Genomic DNA, 15,133 nt, shown 5'->3' on the forward strand with positions numbered 1-15,133 from the left:
CGGCCCCTCGCCGGGGCACGCGGATATCCGGTGGCAGGCCCGGCCCCCGGCGGCGAGGATCACCGCATGCACGCCTTCCTGGAGACCGAACGGCTCGTGTTGCGCCCGTTCACCGACGCCGACGCCGACGCCCTCTTCACGCTGGACGACGACCCCGAGGTCATGCGCTTCATCAACGGCGGTGAGCCGACCAGCCCGGAGACCGTCCGGGCGAAGGTCCTGCCCCGGCTCCTGCACGACTACCCGTGCTTCGGCACCCGCGGCTACTGGGCCGCCGAGGAGGCGTCCACCGGCACCTTCCTGGGCTGGTTCGAGTTCCGCCCCCTCGACGAGCACAGCCCGGCCGTGGTGGAGCTCGGGTACCGGCTCAACCGGTCGTCCTGGGGGCGCGGTTACGCCACCGAGGGCGCGCGGGCGCTGATCCGCAAGGGGTTCACCGAGTTCGGGGTGGAGCGGGTCACCGCGAACACGATGGCCGTCAACTCCCGTTCCCGGCGGGTGATGGAGAAGTCCGGACTGTCCTTCCTGCGGAACTTCACCGGCGACTGGCCCGACGCGATCCCCGGCTCCGAGCACGGCGAGGTCGAGTACGAGCTCACCCGGTCGGCCTGGCAGCGGCAGCTCTAGCACCGCCGCGCGCGGGAAGTCGGCCGGGCCGACTTCCCGCGCTCCTCACCCTGGCAGCGGTCAGGAGCCGGCCGGCAGCAGCGCGGCGACCTCGCCCAGCACCCGGGCCGCCGGCGCCGGGTCGACCAGCCACTTCAGGTGGCTGCCCGGCAGCGTACGGACGTCGTACGGGTTCTCCGGCGTCAGGGCGTCGCCCTCGCGGATCATCCGGTCCTGCATGGCGAGCGGCACGCTGGTGTCCTCGGTCAGCCGCACGTACGTCCGGGGGATCCGGCCCCAACTGTCGCGCTGCGCCCGGTCCTCGGGGGTGCCGGCGTCGAGGTTCTCGTCGGGCTGGAAGGTGTTGAGGAACACCATGAACTCCTCGTCCGTCCCGTCGGCCAGGAAGGCCGACTTGAAGGCGGCCAGGACCCCCGGGTCGGCGGTGCGGAAGTTGCAGCGCAGCAGACCGAGTTCGGCCGGGTTCCCGACCATCGCCGCCGCCAGCCCGGCGGCGTCCACCGTGGCCATCTCGGGCTCTGCGTAGTAGGCGCCGACGGCGAGGTCGACGGGCGCCCAGGCGGAGACGTAGACGATCCGGTCGATCAGGTCGGGCCGCCGGTTGGCCGCGACGGTGGCCGTCAGCCCGCCGCGGCTGTGCGAGACCAGGATGACCGGGCCGTTCCGCTTGGCCCGCTCCAGGATCCCGATCAGGTGCGCGACGTTGTCGGCGAGCGTGACGCCCTTGATTCCCCCGGCCTCGGTGGCGAGTCCGGCGAGGTCCTGCGGCGCCTGGTAGGCCCGCGGGTACGTCGCGCCGAAGCCGTGCCCGGGGAGGTCGACGGCGACCGAACGGTGTCCGAGCAGGCCGAGTTCGGCCTGGAGGGGCGCGAAGGAGAAGGAGCTCGCGAAGGCTCCGTGTACCAGGACGAACGTCGGCTGCATCTGTCCACACTCCCTGTCCCCGAGGGCGTCATGCGAACGACCGGCCCCCATCCGGTGTTCCACCCTACCCAGTGAAGATCATCAGCACTACCCCGAAGAGCCCTGCCACCTGCGGACTTCGCGATCCGCCGGGAGGCGGCGGACACAGCCGCCGGCCGGTCCGCCGTGGAGGCCCTCGCGGAAGGAAGCCTTGGGAGCAAACTTGGCACCCTGCGCCGACGGCGGCGGCCGCGAGGAGCAGGAGGAGAGCGGTCACGCCCGACCCCGGTGCCGCTTGAACTCGCGCAGCAGCGCGAGGAGGTTGATCACAGTGCTGGCGGGAACGTTGCCGAGGCTGACCAGGACCCGACCGTCGAGGATCTGCTCGCCCGACGTGGCGGACGGCCAGAGCAGGCCGAACTCCCGGCCCTCGGTGCGGAGTTCCACGACGAGTTCGGTGAGCTGCGGGGCGGTCAGGTGGTGGATCGCCGGATCGGCCGGGTGAATGGGGTGCAGGGCGTTCACGCGACACCCCCGTCCAGCTCGAACCAGACCCGCTTGCCCAGCGCCTGGGGTTCGGCGCCCCAGCGGTGGGTGAGGCCCTCCACCAGCTGCAACCCCCGCCCGGACTCGGAGAGTTCGGAGGGCGTACAGCGCTCGGGAAGCTTCGAGCTGCGGTCGGCGACGATGACACGAAGGGTGCCGTCCCCGACGCTGAAGGCGACAGCGGGCGAGGAGGTCTGCCCGTGCCGCCAGGCGTTCGCGATCAGTTCGACGAGGGCGGTCTCGGCGTCCGCGATGGCGGACCGGACGTACCCGGCGCGCACCATGACGTCGCGCAACACCTCGCGGGACACGGTGAGGGAGGGAGAGTTGAGGTTGGAGTCACACATGGGGAGATCTCCCAGCAGTGCAGAGGAATGCCGTACGGGCAGGCCCTACTGACGACCCATCCGGTCGGCTGCATGTCCCTGAACTGTAGGCGAATAAGCCTCAACTCTGCAACACTCTCCGCACATGCCCCTACACTTTGCGTAGCCATAGATCGCGGAAGGACGTTGCCCATGGGATTCAGGACTGGGATCAGCGAGCGTCAGCGCCGCTTCGGCGAGGAACTTCGTCGCCTTCGAGATGCCGCCGGCCTCTCAGCCTTGGAGATCGGCGAGGCCCTGGGCGTGAAGGGTCCGAACATCAGCCACACCGAAGCCGGCAGGCTCGGCCTCAATTCAGAGCGCTTGAACGCCTGGCTCGACATCTGCAACATCACGGACCCCCAGTACCGCGCAGGCCTCATCGCCATGAGCGAGAGCTCAGGCAAGGGCTGGTGGAGGGAGTTCAAGCCTCATGTAGTCCCCAGCGCTCTCGATCTCGCGGAGTTCGAAGCCAGCGCAACTGCCCTGGACAGTTACCAGACACTGCTGATCCCCGGACTCCTGCAGACCAAGGCATACAGCGAGGTCATCCACGATTACGCAGAGAAGAAGGTCGAGTTCCGCCAGCGCCGCCAGGAACTTCTGACCGTTGAGAACGCACCACCGTTTCGCACCGTGATCCATGAAGCAGCACTTCACATGATGTACGGGGGACCGACCATCATGCGCGACCAGCTGAACCACCTCATCGAGGTCAGCAGGCTGCCGCATGTGACGATCCAGATCCTCCCGTTCGACTGCACCACCTACTCGTCGAGCGAGACACCCTTCGTACTCATGCATGGGGCTCACACACGCCTGGACACCGTTCTCCTGGAACAGCCTCATAGCTCGTACTTCTTGGGAGACCCTGAGGACGTGGCAGCATTCCGACGGAAGTTCGAGCGGATCAGGGGCTTGGCACTCCCTCCCCTGCATTCCGCCACGCGCTCTCCGTCAGCAACCCAGCGCGATTCGCTGGGCTTGATCCAGCACGTTCGTTACAAGCTCCAGGGAAGATAGCCATGAGCCAACTCAACTGGCAGAAGTCGAGCTTCAGCGGCGACAAGGCCGACTGCGTAGAGATCGCCTCCGACGGCGACCTCGTCTACATCCGTGAGTCCGACGACCCTGCCCAGGTCGTCACCACCACCCGCGCCAAGCTCAACGCGTGGATCAACGGCGCCAAGGCCGGCGAGTTCGACCACTTCACCGCCTGACGTCAGCCGTCAGCCGTCAGCCGTCAGCCGCCGGGCGACCTTCACCCGTGCGACTGAACCGGTGCACCCCATGGCCGGGTCAGCCGGTTACCAGGCCATGGAAACCAGGACCTGGGCCGGGCTACTCGCCGGCGCCGCCGTACTGGTGACGGGCGCGACCCTCGCACCCGTCGCCGGTGCGGCCGGCACGCCGACCGCGCCGCACGATCCGTACACCCGCACCGAGTTGTTCTTCGGCACCGACCGCCCCGATGGCGGGCCTGCCGTCACCGACCAGGAGTTCCAGGACTTCGTCGACGCGGAGATCACCCCGCAGTTCCCCGACGGCCTCACCGTCGAGCAGGCGCGTGGCCAGTACCGGGACCGCTACGGCGTCATCGAGCACGAACGGTCCTACCTGGTCACGCTGTTGTACCCGACTCCCAGGGCGAAGCCGGCCGGCGCCGCCGTCGAGGAGATCCGCCGTGCCTACGACCAGCGGTTCCAGCAGGAGTCCGTGGGCCGGGTGGACGAGTCGGTCAGGGCGTCGTTCTAGCGCAGGAGATCTGCACGGTGGATCCTTAGGCCGGAAAGTCGCTATCCGAAACCGATGATCAGACCATAGGAATGGCTCCACGGCCTGACGGGCCACCCCCGATCGAAGGAGCCATCACCCATGATTCGCCTCCGCACCACCTGTATGGCCATCGCCGGCACCGCTGCCATGCTCGCCCTGACCGCAGCGCCCGCTCAGGCCGCCCCGGGCGACGTCACGACCGTGTGCGGAAGCACGCTCACTCCGACCGGCTACGTCGACGTGAGTTGGGGTTACAGCAGCAGTTGCGGCACGCAGAGCTTCAGCCCGAACATCAAGCAGATAAAGCAGCTCACCGGACTTCCCGTCGGCACCGTGGTCCAGGCCTGCGGCACCACCTACCCGCCCGCGGGCTGGGTCCAGACCAGCTCGTACTACAGCAGCAGCTGCGTCGCCTGGTCGAACCCGAGCTTCAACAACAACGCCTGGCAGCTGCAGCGCGTCTCCTGATCCGGTGACTCCGGCCGCGGCCCGGCCACCCTGCCCCTCTGCTTGTTGATCTAGTGCTGCTCCGCCAGTTCCTCCCGAACCCGCGCCAACTGCTCCACCGTCAACGGGTGGTCGGAGAGCACGAGGGTCCACTGCCAGCGGGCGTCACGCCACCGCTGGCGGTGGTACCCCGGGTTCCTGGCCCACCCGTTGAGGTACGGCGGCTCGTCCAGGGGCTGGCGCACCAGTTGGGCCGCCGTCGGCGCCCCCGGCGACGGCTCGTTGTCGAGGTCCACCACGACGAACCCGGTGTCGGGATCGCCGCAGCCCGCCCCGGACGGCGCCTCCCACGGAGCGTGATCGGTCTCACGAACGGCGACACGGCCACCGAACTCGAGCAGCCACAGCGACGGCGCCCGGAACGCGAACGCGATGACCGTCTCGACATCTTCCGCCGGCGGGTGGCCAGGGCCGTTCGCCACTCGGGGCCTCATCGCTCGGTACAGGCCGGTGAGGGCGCTCGGCGGTTCAGCGCCATCGGTAGGCGGCGTGACTGTCACTGGCGCTTCCTAGGGACCGGCCCGATTCCCGGCACGTCGATCAGTCACCCGTGCCGGTGGTCGGGCAAAGTGTGCTGTCTTCTTCAACCACCAGCGGGCTCGAAGCACCGTCGCCGCTTCGGCGGGGCCGAAGCGGCGACGGGCGAACGAGCCGGGCGCTCAGCCGCAGAAGACGGCCTTGATCAGCCGGTCAAGGGCCTGCGGGAAGGTCTGCGCCGGGTCCGCATCGGAATCGCCGGTGGTCAGTCCGGCGGTCAGGATCCGACTGCCGTCCGGGGTGGCGATCATCAGGGCGCCGTAGCCGCCGGGGGCGCCGCCGTTGTGGTGGACGATGGTGACGTCGCCGTTCTCCGGGCCCAACTCCTGGATGAACAGGCCCAGCCCGTAGCCGAGCATCCCGTGCGGCGTCCGCATCGCGTCCAGCAGCTCGCCCGGCAGCAGCCGGCCGCCGAGCAGGGCGGCGAAGAACACCTGGAGGTCCCGGGTGGTGGAGATCATGTCGCCGGAGCCGCACAGCAACGAGAGGTTCTGGCGGGAGACGTCGACCACCTTCCACTCCTCGCCGTCCTGGTAGCGGCAGTAGCCGTGGGCATGCGGACCCGGGAGCTCCGACAGGTCGCCCGGCACCACGGTGTCCGCCAGCCCGAGCGGCCGCAGGATCCGCCGCTGCATCTCCTCGGCGTACGAGTGCCCGGTGAGCGCCTCGACCAGCAGCACGGCCAGCGTGTAGTTGGTGTTGGAGTAGCTCTGGTCCGCCCCCGGCTCGAACCGGGCCGGCTTCGCCAGCGCGAACCGCACCAGCTCGTCCGGCTGGTAGCTGTGGAACCGGTTGTCCACCCACGCCTTGCCGATCGAGGGCAGCCCGGGCACGAACTCCCCGTTCTCCAGTTCGCCGGTGCAGTTGTAGACGCCGCTAGTGTGCTGGAGCAGCATCCGCACGGTGATCCGCTCGTCCAGGCCGAACCGGGGCAGGTGCCCGGCGACCGGGATGTCCAGACCGATCGCGCCGTCGGCGACGAGGTGCAGCAGCAGAGCGGCGACGAAGGTCTTGGTGGTGCTGCCGACCCAGAACTGCCCTTCGGTGGACGGCTTCGCGCTCTCACCCAGCTTGTGCACCCCGGCGCTGCCGACCCATTCGCCGCGCTCGTCGCGCACCCGCAGCTGTATCCCGGCGAAGCCGGCGTCGACGAAGTCCTGGACGGCCTTCCGCAGTTCGGGGCGGTCCTGCGCGGTGCTCTGCTCGGTGCTGTTCATGGTCGTTCCTTCTTCACGGGTCGTGGCGGGGCATGGTGGGCTGCGGTGGGGCGGGCTGTGGCAGGGCGGGCTTTGGTGGGCTGCGCCGGGGGACTCAGAGGCTGTGGGCGGTGATGTCGCCGTAGGCGGTGGTGGCGTGGATGGTCAGGTCGGGGGTGCCGTCGGTGTTCTTCAGGGCGTTGTGGATCCGGCCGTGGCCGGTGCCGGCGTCCAGGGCGGCGGAGACCCCGCGGGCGGCCCCGACCGCGATCTGCCCGTACTCGGTGCGCAGGGTGACGGCGCCGCCTACGGCCTCGGCGATCCGCAGGTCGCCCTTCTGGGTGTGGATCTCGGCGGGGCCGCCGAGCCGGCCGACGGCGATGTCCCCGTCCTGGAGGGCGAGGCGGGCGCCGGCGGTCTCGTCGAGCTTGACGGTGCCCTGGGCGACCTTGAGGGTGACGTCGCCGAGGCGGCCGACGCCGCGGAACTCGGCGAGCGCGGCCGTGGCGTCGATCCGGGAGCCGGCCGGGAGCTGGACGGTGACCTCGACGGAGCCGGAGTTGCCGAGGAGGCGGTGCTTGGCCTCCGGGGTCACCACCCGGAGCACGCCGTCGGCGTAGGCGACCTCGACCCGCTCCGCGGCCTTCACGTCGCGGCTCTTGGTGCCGTCGGCGGGCCGGACCTCGACGACGGTGTCGGCCCGGTCGGCGGCGATGAACCGGATGCGGCCGGCGGGGACGTCCAGGACGGCCGAGACCGGGGCGGGGGTGGCGAACTTCTGCATCGTGCTCTCCTTCTCCTCGGCGTCGGGACCCTTTGGCCCCGCAGCTTTCTGATGAAGGAAACGCTACGTTGCGTTCCAAATCTCGGCAACTATCTTGTTGCGCGAAATCGCCATACCTACAGGTCAATGACGTGCAATCATTGCAACGGCCCTGCCGGGAATGCAACGACCCTCACTCCATGCGTTGCAATGGAATGAGGGTGAACGCTATGCCGGAGCCGCTGCGGCGGGCAGCCGGGCGCTACCCGCGCCCAGCGCAGCCCCACGGCCACGGGCAGCGGCGCTCGTTCAGCAGCACCGAGACCGTGTCGTCCTGGGCGTTGGTGACCGCCAGGTCCAGCCCCCCGTGACGGGTGAACCGCCCGGCCACCACCGCGTCCGGGGTGGAGTAGTCGCCGGACCCGGTCGCCAGGAACTCCGGCGCCCGGAAGCTGCCGTCGCCCTTGCCCCGCAGCAGCGCCACCGAGTTGTCGCCGGTCGCCAGGGCCAGGTCGGACGTGCCGCGGCCGGTGAAGTCGCCCACCGCGACCGAGACCGGCGCGCTGCCCGCCGGGTAGGCGTGCACCGGCTGGAAGGTACCGTCCCCGTTGCCCAGCAGGACCAGGGCGGCGTGCTCCGAGTCGGCGAGCACCAGGTCGAGCAGGCCGTCCCCGCGCAGGTCGCCGACGGCCACCGAGACCGGGACGCCCCCGACCCGGTAGTCCGTCCGGGCGCCCAGCGTGCCGTCGCCGTTGCCCGGGAAGACCGCCACCTTGCTGACCCCGTCCAGGGCGACCACCAGGTCGAGGTGGCCGCTGCCGCCGAGGTCGGCAAGGGCGATCGAGGCCGGGTTGGAGTTGTCGCCGGTCGGGTAGTCGCGCGGCGCCCGGAAGGTGCCGTCCCCGTTGCCCAGCAGCACCGAGACGCTGCCGTCGCCGGAGTCACCCAGGTCGGCCACCGCCAGGTCCAGTGTCCCGGTGCCCCGGAAGTCGCCGAGGGCGACCGCGTCCGGGTGCGAGCCGGTGGCGAAGGGGCGGGGCGGCTGGAAGGTGCCGTCGCCGTTGCCCAGCAGCACCGAGACCCCGCTGGCGTCCTGGTCGGCGACCACCAGGTCCTGCACACCGATGCCCCGGAGGTCGCCCGTCGCGATCGCGGTCGGGCCGGGCCCGGCCGGGAAGGTCCGCTGCGGGGCGAAGCCGCCGTGGCCGTCGTTCAGCAGGATCGACACCGTCCCGTCGGCGGCGTTCGCCACCGCCAGGTCGCTCCGGCCGCTGCCGGTGAAGTCGCCCACCGCGGCCGCGCGCGGGTTGTGCCCCACCGGATGGTCCGTCGTGGGGGCGAACCCCCCGTTGGGGGCGAAGTCGGGGGCGAAGTCAGGGGCGAACGCCCCGACCGCCGCCGCACCGCCCGGCAGCCCCACCAGTGCGCCCGCCGCCAGCAGCACCGCCGCCACGGCGGCCCGACCGGCCCTCGGTCCTCGCATTCCCGCACCTCTCCCGTCCCGGGCGCCGGGCGGCGCCGCTTCTGGGCGCGATGGTCACCCGGTGGGGAAGGGCGCGGACGCAGCGACACCCCGGGGTCGTCGGAAAGGACGGGAACCCGGCAGGTCCGGCGGCGGGCTCAGGTGCGGGGCTCAGGTGCGGGGCTCATGCACCGCGCTCACGCCCCGGCGCCGGTCCGCAGCAGCCGGTCGGCGAGGTCGACGGCCTCCCGGACCGGGACGAGCCGGCAGTCGGCGCCGCCGATCCGCCCGACGCCGACCCCCTCGGCCTCGGCCAGCACCCGGGCGCCCAGCGCACCGAAGTGCAGGTCGTCCAACTCGGCCGCCTGGAAGGCGATCCAGCCCTCCGGGGTGACGCAGCGGTACTCCCGCTCCCGCACCCCGGGCTGGCGCAGGTCGGCGAGGTGGAAGGCGGTGAAGCGGGCCATCTCGACGCCGAGCATCAGCACCCGGGCGTCCAGTTCGTACAGCCGCCCGAGCGGGGAGTCCGGGCCGAGGTGGGAGGTGAGCGGGTGCCGGTCGGTGATCTCCCCCGCCCGCGGGCCGACCGCCGCCCACGAGGTCTGCGGGTGTCCGCTGCGCAGGGCGCCGGGCCGGGTGCGGACGGCCTCGGAGAGCGCGCCCAGGGTCGGGGAGGCCGGGGTGGTCGCCGGGTCGAAGCGCGGCATCCGCGCCCGGTACTCCTCGGCCTCCGCCGCCGAGAGCCCCGCCACCGCCGCCTGGTAGATCCGGGAGGTCGAGGAGTTCTCGGGCGTCCCGGTGAACGCCACCAACGTCCCCTCCTCGCCCAGGACTTCGAGCAGCGCGTCGACCACGCCCGCCGCCCCGCCCTCGACCGGCCCGAGCGCCCGCAGCGACGCCTGGACGTGCAGCACCATGCCCGCCCGGACCCCGAGCCCGGCGAACCCGTCCACCAGATCGGCGACAGAGATCACCGCGATCCCCTCCTCCACCTCAGGCCTCGACCATCCGCTCCACGCGCTCCGCACCGGCCGTACGCTCCGCACGCGCCCGTTCGGCCGCCCGCTCCGCCGCCGCCGGCAGCGGCACGTCGAGCCACGGGGTGACACTTTCCCCCATCCCCTGCGCGAAACGCACCCCCAGGCCGGTCAACGCCCCCGACTCACCCAGCCGTTCGACCGCCTCCGCCGTGTACCGCCGCCAGAGCGCGAACTGCGCCCGCGCCCGCTCGGCGGCCTCCCCGGCCAGGCCGTCGTACGCGGCCGTCCGGGTGCCCCAGTACTCGGTGACGGCCAGGTGCGCGTACGTGCCCTGGAGCAGGCCCTCCAGCGGGCGCGGGTCGGGCCGCCAGGGGGCGAAGTACAGCCGGTCGTCGGCCCGGTCGTAGAGGTCGTACAGGTCGAGCACCGCCCCGAGCTTCACGTGCTGGAACTCGTGCGCGAGCAGCAGCGCCAGCGTCGGCGCCGTCGCGGGCCGGGCGATGCCCACCGCGCCGTACGCCTGCCGGGCCGCCGAACTGACGTCCCGCCCGGCCGGGCCCGGCCGCAGCGGGGTCACCGTGGCCAGCCCGGCCCGGATGCCCTCCGCGTACGCCGGCAGGTCCCGCCCGAGCAGCTCCCAGGCCTCGCGCAACGCGCCCGTCCAGCCCAGCAGTTCGGCCTCCGACAGCCGCTCGGCCACCGGGTGGTCATGGCTGTCCCGCAGCGGGTCGAGGTCCTCCAGGGCGACCGTCCAGCCCCCGGCCAGCCGGATCCGCCGCAGCGGCTGGTCCAGCACCGTGGTCACCGACCCGTCGGCGGCCCGCACCTCGAAGCCGCCCGGCCGCCCGGTGACCACCGCCTCCCCGTCCGCCACCGCGACCCGCCCCAGCGTCGGCAGGTGCAGCCACCCGCCCCGCACCGGCACCGGCACCGAGTCCCCCCGCCCGGCCCGCACCGCCGCCGCGGCCGCCAGCGCCGCCAACGGCCCCAGCCCCACCGTCAGGTCCCCGGCGATCCGCCGCGCGGCCCACGCCCTCGCGTACGGGTGCGCCAGCACCGCGTCCACCGCCCCGGGCGCCACCCCGTCCAGCTCCGACAACAACCCCCAGGCCGCCGCCCGCCCCTGCCCGGAGGCATCCCAGGCGGCTGCCAACATGGCCCGGGTGAGCGAGAGTTGGGCCTTCCCGAGCGCCGCGACGGTCTCGGCGCCGCCGTACCCCCGGGCCAGTTCGTCGAGTTGGGCCGGAGCGAGCGCGGTCGACAGCAGCGGCCGGCCGCCCTGGACGGGCACCGGTGCCGGGGTGGAGGACGAACCTCCGCTCTCCGCAATGCCGTTGATGAGTGTCATGAGGTCACCGCAGTAGACGGAGGGATTGTCGAAGCCATTGTCCGCACGGTAGCGGTGGGCGTACAACCCGCCACCGCAGGCGCGGACCACCGGGCAGGCCCGGCAGGTCCCGCTGAGTCCGGCGAGGCCGGACTGGCGGGCGGCGATGCCGGGGTGGCGGGCGAGGTCGTCGAGGCTGTGCGCGAAGACGTTCATCCCGGTGACGGGCGCCCCGTCGTACGCGGTCTTCAGGCTGTCCGCCTGCTCGAAGGTCCCGTCCGTCTCCAGCACCGCGAGGTCCGAGGGCTCCAGTCCGAGCGACTCGGTGAGGCTGGACAGCCCGCGCACGGTCCGGTGCACGGATTCGAAGGTGCGCACGGCGAACGGACGCGCGTCCGTTTCCCACAGCCTGTGGACGGCCAGCAGCCAGTCCGCGTACGGCGTCCGTGTGGCCTCGCCCGGGAGCCGCTTCGGCGGATCCTCCCAGGTCGCGTGCGGCAGCAGGAAGTCGACGGCGGGGGGCCGCAGTTCGGCCAGCGCCCGGTAGACGGCCACCGGGTCGTTCTCGATGTCGATGGTGCACAGCAGCCCGGCGAACAGGTGCCGGAACTCCGGCTCGTTCAGCAGTCCGACCGCCCGCAGCACCTGCGGGTGGCTGCTGCGCCCGTCGGCGAAGCGCCGGTGGCGGTCGTTGGCGACCTTGTCGCCGTCCAGCGAGATGCCGACCTTGACGCCCAGCTCCGCGAACAGCTCGCAGAACGCGCGGCTGAGCAGCACGCCGTTGGTGTGGATGCGCAGATCGAGGCCGCAGTCGGCCGGGAGCGCCGCCCGGAGCGCCTCGGCGGCGCGGCGCAACCGGTCCGGGCCGGCGAGCAGGGGTTCTCCCCCGTGCAGGACGACCCGGACGGCGGACAGCCGGTGGGCGACCGCGTGCTCGCCGATCCGCTCGGCGGCCTTGGCCAGGATCCCCTCCCCGATGACCTTGGGTCGGGAGCGCCAGCTGCTGTCCGCGTGCTCGTAGACGTAGCAGTGGTCGCAGGCGAGATCGCACCGGCTGTGCATCTTGACCACGAATTGCGTCAGTGGCACCGGAATTCGCGTCGTCATGGGTGTGGCAGGTTCAGCTCGGTCTGGGTCCGTTCGGTGTTCGGAGCCGGTCAGATCGAGGAGTTGAAGGCGGCGACCGGCACGAGGCCGGATTCCGCACCGGGAAGGGCGCGCTGCAGCCGGGTGGCGAGTTCCTCCGCGCCCAGGGCGGCGAGCTCGGCGAGGGACGGGCGTTCCGGCGTCTCCTGAGTGTCAGTGAGGTTGCCGGCCGGCCTGATGCTGGTTACCGGAGTCATATTCGTTTCCTTAGGCGCGGTTAGGACCTGCCGAGTGCGGGTAGACCACCCGGTTGCGACCAATGTAATGCCCGCGAGGACTCCGCGCGGCACCTTGCTCCCCCAAGTTGGTCTGCCCAGCCAGTCGACGCCGTACCACGGCGCGCGACAGCCCGAGAATTCACCCGTTCAGCGGTCGCGCACTTCGCCTTCGCGCGCGCCGAAGCACATTGATCGGATCCGGTGTTCGAGCCCTTCGGCCGGTCTCCGTACGGACGCGCGCCGGGGGTACGGGCAGCGGGCCCGAGCACGCTCCCGCGAGCACCACACCCTCGCCAGAGCGGCGGATTCCGCCCCGGCACCGCGCCTCAGGCTCCCAGCTCACGGACGGAACGCGCCAGCTCCTCGGTGAACTCCCGCCCACTCAAGGTCAGTTCGCCGCAGTCCAGCAGAGTTGCGGACGCCGCCAGAGTGTGCGCCCGCCAACAGGCGAACTCCCGTTCCGCGCGGGCCGGTTCGCTCACCCCGGCAGCCGCCTCGGCATACCAGAAGGAGGCCACTCCCAGGTGCGCGTACGCCCCCTGGAGCAGCGCGCCGACCGGGCGCGGATCGGGCCGCCAGGGAGCGCGGTAGACCGCCGGACCGTTCGGCCGGTGCAGCGGCACGAGGTCCAGCAGGGCGCCGAGTTGGACGTGCAGGAACTCGTGCACCAGGGCCAGTGCGAGCAGCACCGGATCGGCCGGCAGTGAGGCCGCCACCGCGCCGTACGCCCGCCGGGCGGCGGCGCTCACCGCCTCCCCGCCGGGTGCCGGACGCAGCGGCACCACGACGGCGACGCATGCCGCCACCGCCTCCGCGTGCCGCCGGTGGCGGCGCACCAGGATCTCCCAGGCCTCCGCCAACCGCTCTGTCCACGGCAGCAGTTCGGCGGCGGACAGCGGACCGACCGGGGGCCGCCCGTAGTCCACCCGGCGCGGACCGAGGTGGTCGACCAGCGGTGTCCACCGCAACCCGTCGCACTCCAGGTCGAGCACCTGACCGGCGTCCGCCCGAAGGAACTCGCCCAGCCCGTCCAGCGGCGCCGCCGAGCCCAGCGCCAGCGCGCGCAGGCACTCGGCCGCCCAGGCGTCCAACTCCGGCCGCAGCAGCACCTCTTCCCAGCGCGCCCGGTCGGCCCGCTGGAGCGCGCAGACCTCACCGTAGGCCTCCCGGTAGGCCTCGTCCCGCGGCGCCGCCCGGCGCAGCGCCAGCAGCAGCAGCGCCCGTTTGCTCAACTGCCCTGCCCGTAGCAGTTGGACGGCCTCCGGACCGCCGCGCGCGCCGGCGATCGCCCGGAAGGTGGCCCGGTCCAGACCGTGCCGCGGCAGCCCGTCGGGACCGTTCCCGGCGGCGCCTCCCGTGCCGCCACCACACCCGTCCGCGCCGTTCCCCCGCGCACCCCGCGCGCCCGGCACCCCGGCCGCCACCGCCTCACCCGTCACCGGTCCGTCCTCTCCCGAAGGCCCCTGAATGGCCGGGCGGCCGCCCGGTCCGCCCGCAGTCTCCCCCGCGCGGCGCCGGCTCGGCCGGTCCGGCCTCGCGCATGACCCGCACGGGTGAGCCCGGCACCACCGACGACGCCCCGCTACCGACGACGCCCCGCTACCGGCGCTGCCCGACCCCGGCCAGCTCCGCCACCCCGGCCCGCAGCCGCCGCGCGATGTGCCGGATCAGCCGGTCCATGTCCGCGCAGTACACCGACGGGTGCGCGAAGCCGTCGCCCGCGTACCGGTGGGCGTAGAGGCCGCCACCGCAGACCCTGACCAGCGGGCAGGCCACGCACTCCGGCCCCAGCCCGTCGAGCCCGCGCTGGCGGGCCCGGAAGGCGGGGTGGGCCGCGGCCTCCGCGAAGCCGTGCCGCCACACGTCCAGGCCCGTTCCGGCGGCCCCGTGGTACGCCACCTTGAGGCTGTCGGCCTGCTCGATGGTGCCGTCCGCCTCGACCACCACCAGGTCCACCGGCGCCAGCCCGACCGCCTCGCTGGCCGCCCTACCGCCGAGCAGCAGGACGGACAGCTCCTCGAACAGCCGCACCCCGGTCTCCCGGTACGGCGCGTCGTACCAGCGGTCGAAGGCTGCGGTCAGCCACTGCCCGTACGGTGCCGGGTCGGTGCCCGGGGGCGGCGCGAGCGGCAGGCTGCGTCGCACGCCGGCCGGCTGCTCCTGCCAGGTGGCGTGCGGCAGCAGCAGGTCGAGCCGCGGCGGGGCGAACTCCAGCAGAGCCTCGTAGGTGGCGACCGGGTCGGCGGCCAGGTCGACCACGCACAGCAGCCCGGCGAACAGCTCCCGGTGCCGGTCCGAGCCGAGCAGCCGTACCGCCGCCGCGGTCCGCTGCCAGCTGCCCGCGCCGGTGGGCAGCCGCCGGTGCCGGTCGTGGTCGGCCCGGGTGCCGTCCAGCGAGACCGCCACGCCGACCCGGTACCGGTGCAGCACGTCGAGCAGGGCCGGCTCGTCCAGCAGTCGTAGTCCGTTGGTCTGCAGGCTGAACCGCACCCGGGGCCCGGCACCGGCCAACTCGGCCAGCAGGCCGTCCAGATGGGCCGCTCCGACGAGCAGCGGCTCACCGCCGTGCAGCACCACGGAGACCTCGTCGAGCCCCTGCGCGGCCGCGTGCTCGGCGATCCGCCGGGCGGTGCGGCGGACGGTCGCCAGTTCCATCCGCCGCGGCCGGTCGCGCCAGCTCTGGTCGGCGCCCTCGTACATGTAGCAGTAGTCGCAGGCCAGGTTGCAACGGCTGTGGATCTTCAGCAGGAACTGCCGGAACGGCACCATGCGCGTGAACC

The 15,133-nt window shown here is 72.5% G+C and carries 17 protein-coding genes; 5 read left to right on the plus strand and 12 right to left on the minus strand.

Translation table 11 applies throughout. The features are described from left to right. Window positions 1–66 precede the first annotated feature (66 nt). Window positions 67–627, plus strand: a complete 561-nt coding sequence (locus BG452_RS14320) for a GNAT family N-acetyltransferase (RefSeq protein WP_188304660.1) — start codon at window positions 67–69, stop codon at window positions 625–627. A gap of 60 nt (window positions 628–687) precedes the next feature. Here the strand turns inward: BG452_RS14320 and BG452_RS14325 are convergent, their stop codons facing one another. The 3 genes from BG452_RS14325 to BG452_RS14335 all read right to left on the minus strand — a co-directional run bounded on the left by BG452_RS14325 (window position 688) and on the right by BG452_RS14335 (window position 2,423). After that, window positions 688–1,551: an alpha/beta fold hydrolase gene (locus BG452_RS14325; RefSeq protein WP_188304661.1), complete on the minus strand. Its 864-nt coding sequence runs from the start codon at window positions 1,549–1,551 to the stop codon at window positions 688–690. 252 nt (window positions 1,552–1,803) lie between these two features. Further along, the gene (locus BG452_RS14330; protein WP_188304662.1) at window positions 1,804–2,055 is read right to left on the minus strand and encodes a hypothetical protein; all 252 of its coding nucleotides are present in this window, start codon (window positions 2,053–2,055) and stop codon (window positions 1,804–1,806) included. After that, window positions 2,052–2,423 carry an ATP-binding protein gene (locus tag BG452_RS14335; protein ID WP_188304663.1) on the minus strand — a complete coding sequence of 124 codons (372 nt, stop codon included), beginning with the start codon at window positions 2,421–2,423 and terminating at the stop codon, window positions 2,052–2,054. Before BG452_RS14335 ends, BG452_RS14330 begins: the two co-directional genes overlap by 4 nt. 171 nt (window positions 2,424–2,594) lie before the next feature. On the opposite strand from BG452_RS14335, the gene BG452_RS14340 reads away from it, so the two are divergent. The 4 genes from BG452_RS14340 (at window position 2,595) to BG452_RS14355 (ending at window position 4,685) form a co-directional block, all read left to right on the plus strand. Continuing rightward, the gene (locus BG452_RS14340; RefSeq protein ID WP_188304664.1) at window positions 2,595–3,464 is read left to right on the plus strand and encodes a helix-turn-helix domain-containing protein; all 870 of its coding nucleotides are present in this window, start codon (window positions 2,595–2,597) and stop codon (window positions 3,462–3,464) included. A 2-nt stretch (window positions 3,465–3,466) separates the two neighbouring features. Next, window positions 3,467–3,661 carry a DUF397 domain-containing protein gene (locus BG452_RS14345; RefSeq protein WP_188304665.1) on the plus strand — a complete coding sequence of 65 codons (195 nt, stop codon included), beginning with the start codon at window positions 3,467–3,469 and terminating at the stop codon, window positions 3,659–3,661. 70 nt (window positions 3,662–3,731) lie between these two features. After that, complete coding sequence (locus tag BG452_RS14350) at window positions 3,732–4,196, plus strand: DUF3574 domain-containing protein (protein ID WP_188304666.1); 465 nt, start codon at window positions 3,732–3,734, stop codon at window positions 4,194–4,196. A gap of 120 nt (window positions 4,197–4,316) precedes the next feature. Further along, a complete protein-coding gene (locus tag BG452_RS14355) occupies window positions 4,317–4,685 on the plus strand; it encodes a hypothetical protein (protein WP_188304667.1) in 369 nt (122 codons plus the stop codon). 50 nt (window positions 4,686–4,735) lie between these two features. Here the strand turns inward: BG452_RS14355 and BG452_RS14360 are convergent, their stop codons facing one another. From BG452_RS14360 to BG452_RS14400, 9 genes are all read right to left on the minus strand, one after another. After that, window positions 4,736–5,146: a hypothetical protein gene (locus tag BG452_RS14360; RefSeq protein WP_188304668.1), complete on the minus strand. Its 411-nt coding sequence runs from the start codon at window positions 5,144–5,146 to the stop codon at window positions 4,736–4,738. 237 nt (window positions 5,147–5,383) lie between these two features. Continuing rightward, entirely contained in the window at window positions 5,384–6,478 is a 1,095-nt protein-coding gene (locus tag BG452_RS14365) for a serine hydrolase domain-containing protein (protein ID WP_188304669.1), read from the minus strand. 94 nt (window positions 6,479–6,572) lie between these two features. After that, a complete protein-coding gene (locus BG452_RS14370; RefSeq protein WP_188304670.1) occupies window positions 6,573–7,241 on the minus strand; it encodes a DUF4097 family beta strand repeat-containing protein in 669 nt (222 codons plus the stop codon). Between the two features lie 241 nt (window positions 7,242–7,482). After that, window positions 7,483–8,703, minus strand: coding sequence for an FG-GAP repeat domain-containing protein (locus BG452_RS14375; RefSeq protein WP_188304671.1), 1,221 nt, complete (start codon window positions 8,701–8,703; stop codon window positions 7,483–7,485). A gap of 176 nt (window positions 8,704–8,879) precedes the next feature. After that, complete coding sequence (locus BG452_RS14380) at window positions 8,880–9,656, minus strand: AAC(3) family N-acetyltransferase (protein ID WP_317621037.1); 777 nt, start codon at window positions 9,654–9,656, stop codon at window positions 8,880–8,882. Between the two features lie 19 nt (window positions 9,657–9,675). Continuing rightward, on the minus strand, window positions 9,676–12,096 hold the full coding sequence (locus tag BG452_RS14385) for an FxsB family cyclophane-forming radical SAM/SPASM peptide maturase (RefSeq protein WP_188304672.1): 2,421 nt from the start codon (window positions 12,094–12,096) through the stop codon (window positions 9,676–9,678). A 50-nt stretch (window positions 12,097–12,146) separates the two neighbouring features. Next, window positions 12,147–12,332 carry a hypothetical protein gene (locus tag BG452_RS14390; RefSeq protein ID WP_188304673.1) on the minus strand — a complete coding sequence of 62 codons (186 nt, stop codon included), beginning with the start codon at window positions 12,330–12,332 and terminating at the stop codon, window positions 12,147–12,149. Window positions 12,333–12,679: 347 nt separating this feature from the next. Further along, window positions 12,680–13,792: an aKG-HExxH-type peptide beta-hydroxylase gene (locus BG452_RS47660; protein ID WP_188304674.1), complete on the minus strand. Its 1,113-nt coding sequence runs from the start codon at window positions 13,790–13,792 to the stop codon at window positions 12,680–12,682. Between the two features lie 160 nt (window positions 13,793–13,952). Further along, window positions 13,953–15,122: an FxsB family cyclophane-forming radical SAM/SPASM peptide maturase gene (locus tag BG452_RS14400; RefSeq protein ID WP_188304675.1), complete on the minus strand. Its 1,170-nt coding sequence runs from the start codon at window positions 15,120–15,122 to the stop codon at window positions 13,953–13,955. Window positions 15,123–15,133 lie beyond the last annotated feature (11 nt).

It is taken from the genome of Streptomyces sp. CBMA123 (assembly GCF_014596465.1).
Classification (GTDB): Bacteria; Actinomycetota; Actinomycetes; order Streptomycetales; family Streptomycetaceae; genus Kitasatospora.

What these genes read in the sequence shown, in the direction of transcription:
- BG452_RS14350 (WP_188304666.1), top strand. Translation starts at nt 3,732, where the DNA reads ATGGCCGGGTCAGCCGGTTACCAGGCCATGGAAACCAGGACCTGGGCC.
- BG452_RS14400 (WP_188304675.1), bottom strand. Translation starts at nt 15,122, where the DNA reads ATGGTGCCGTTCCGGCAGTTCCTGCTGAAGATCCACAGCCGTTGCAAC.
- BG452_RS14340 (WP_188304664.1), top strand. Translation starts at nt 2,595, where the DNA reads ATGGGATTCAGGACTGGGATCAGCGAGCGTCAGCGCCGCTTCGGCGAG.
- BG452_RS14320 (WP_188304660.1), top strand. Translation starts at nt 67, where the DNA reads ATGCACGCCTTCCTGGAGACCGAACGGCTCGTGTTGCGCCCGTTCACC.
- BG452_RS14370 (WP_188304670.1), bottom strand. Translation starts at nt 7,241, where the DNA reads ATGCAGAAGTTCGCCACCCCCGCCCCGGTCTCGGCCGTCCTGGACGTC.
- BG452_RS14375 (WP_188304671.1), bottom strand. Translation starts at nt 8,703, where the DNA reads ATGCGAGGACCGAGGGCCGGTCGGGCCGCCGTGGCGGCGGTGCTGCTG.
- BG452_RS14335 (WP_188304663.1), bottom strand. Translation starts at nt 2,423, where the DNA reads ATGTGTGACTCCAACCTCAACTCTCCCTCCCTCACCGTGTCCCGCGAG.
- BG452_RS14345 (WP_188304665.1), top strand. Translation starts at nt 3,467, where the DNA reads ATGAGCCAACTCAACTGGCAGAAGTCGAGCTTCAGCGGCGACAAGGCC.
- BG452_RS14365 (WP_188304669.1), bottom strand. Translation starts at nt 6,478, where the DNA reads ATGAACAGCACCGAGCAGAGCACCGCGCAGGACCGCCCCGAACTGCGG.
- BG452_RS14390 (WP_188304673.1), bottom strand. Translation starts at nt 12,332, where the DNA reads ATGACTCCGGTAACCAGCATCAGGCCGGCCGGCAACCTCACTGACACT.
- BG452_RS14385 (WP_188304672.1), bottom strand. Translation starts at nt 12,096, where the DNA reads ATGACGACGCGAATTCCGGTGCCACTGACGCAATTCGTGGTCAAGATG.
- BG452_RS14325 (WP_188304661.1), bottom strand. Translation starts at nt 1,551, where the DNA reads ATGCAGCCGACGTTCGTCCTGGTACACGGAGCCTTCGCGAGCTCCTTC.
- BG452_RS14355 (WP_188304667.1), top strand. Translation starts at nt 4,317, where the DNA reads ATGATTCGCCTCCGCACCACCTGTATGGCCATCGCCGGCACCGCTGCC.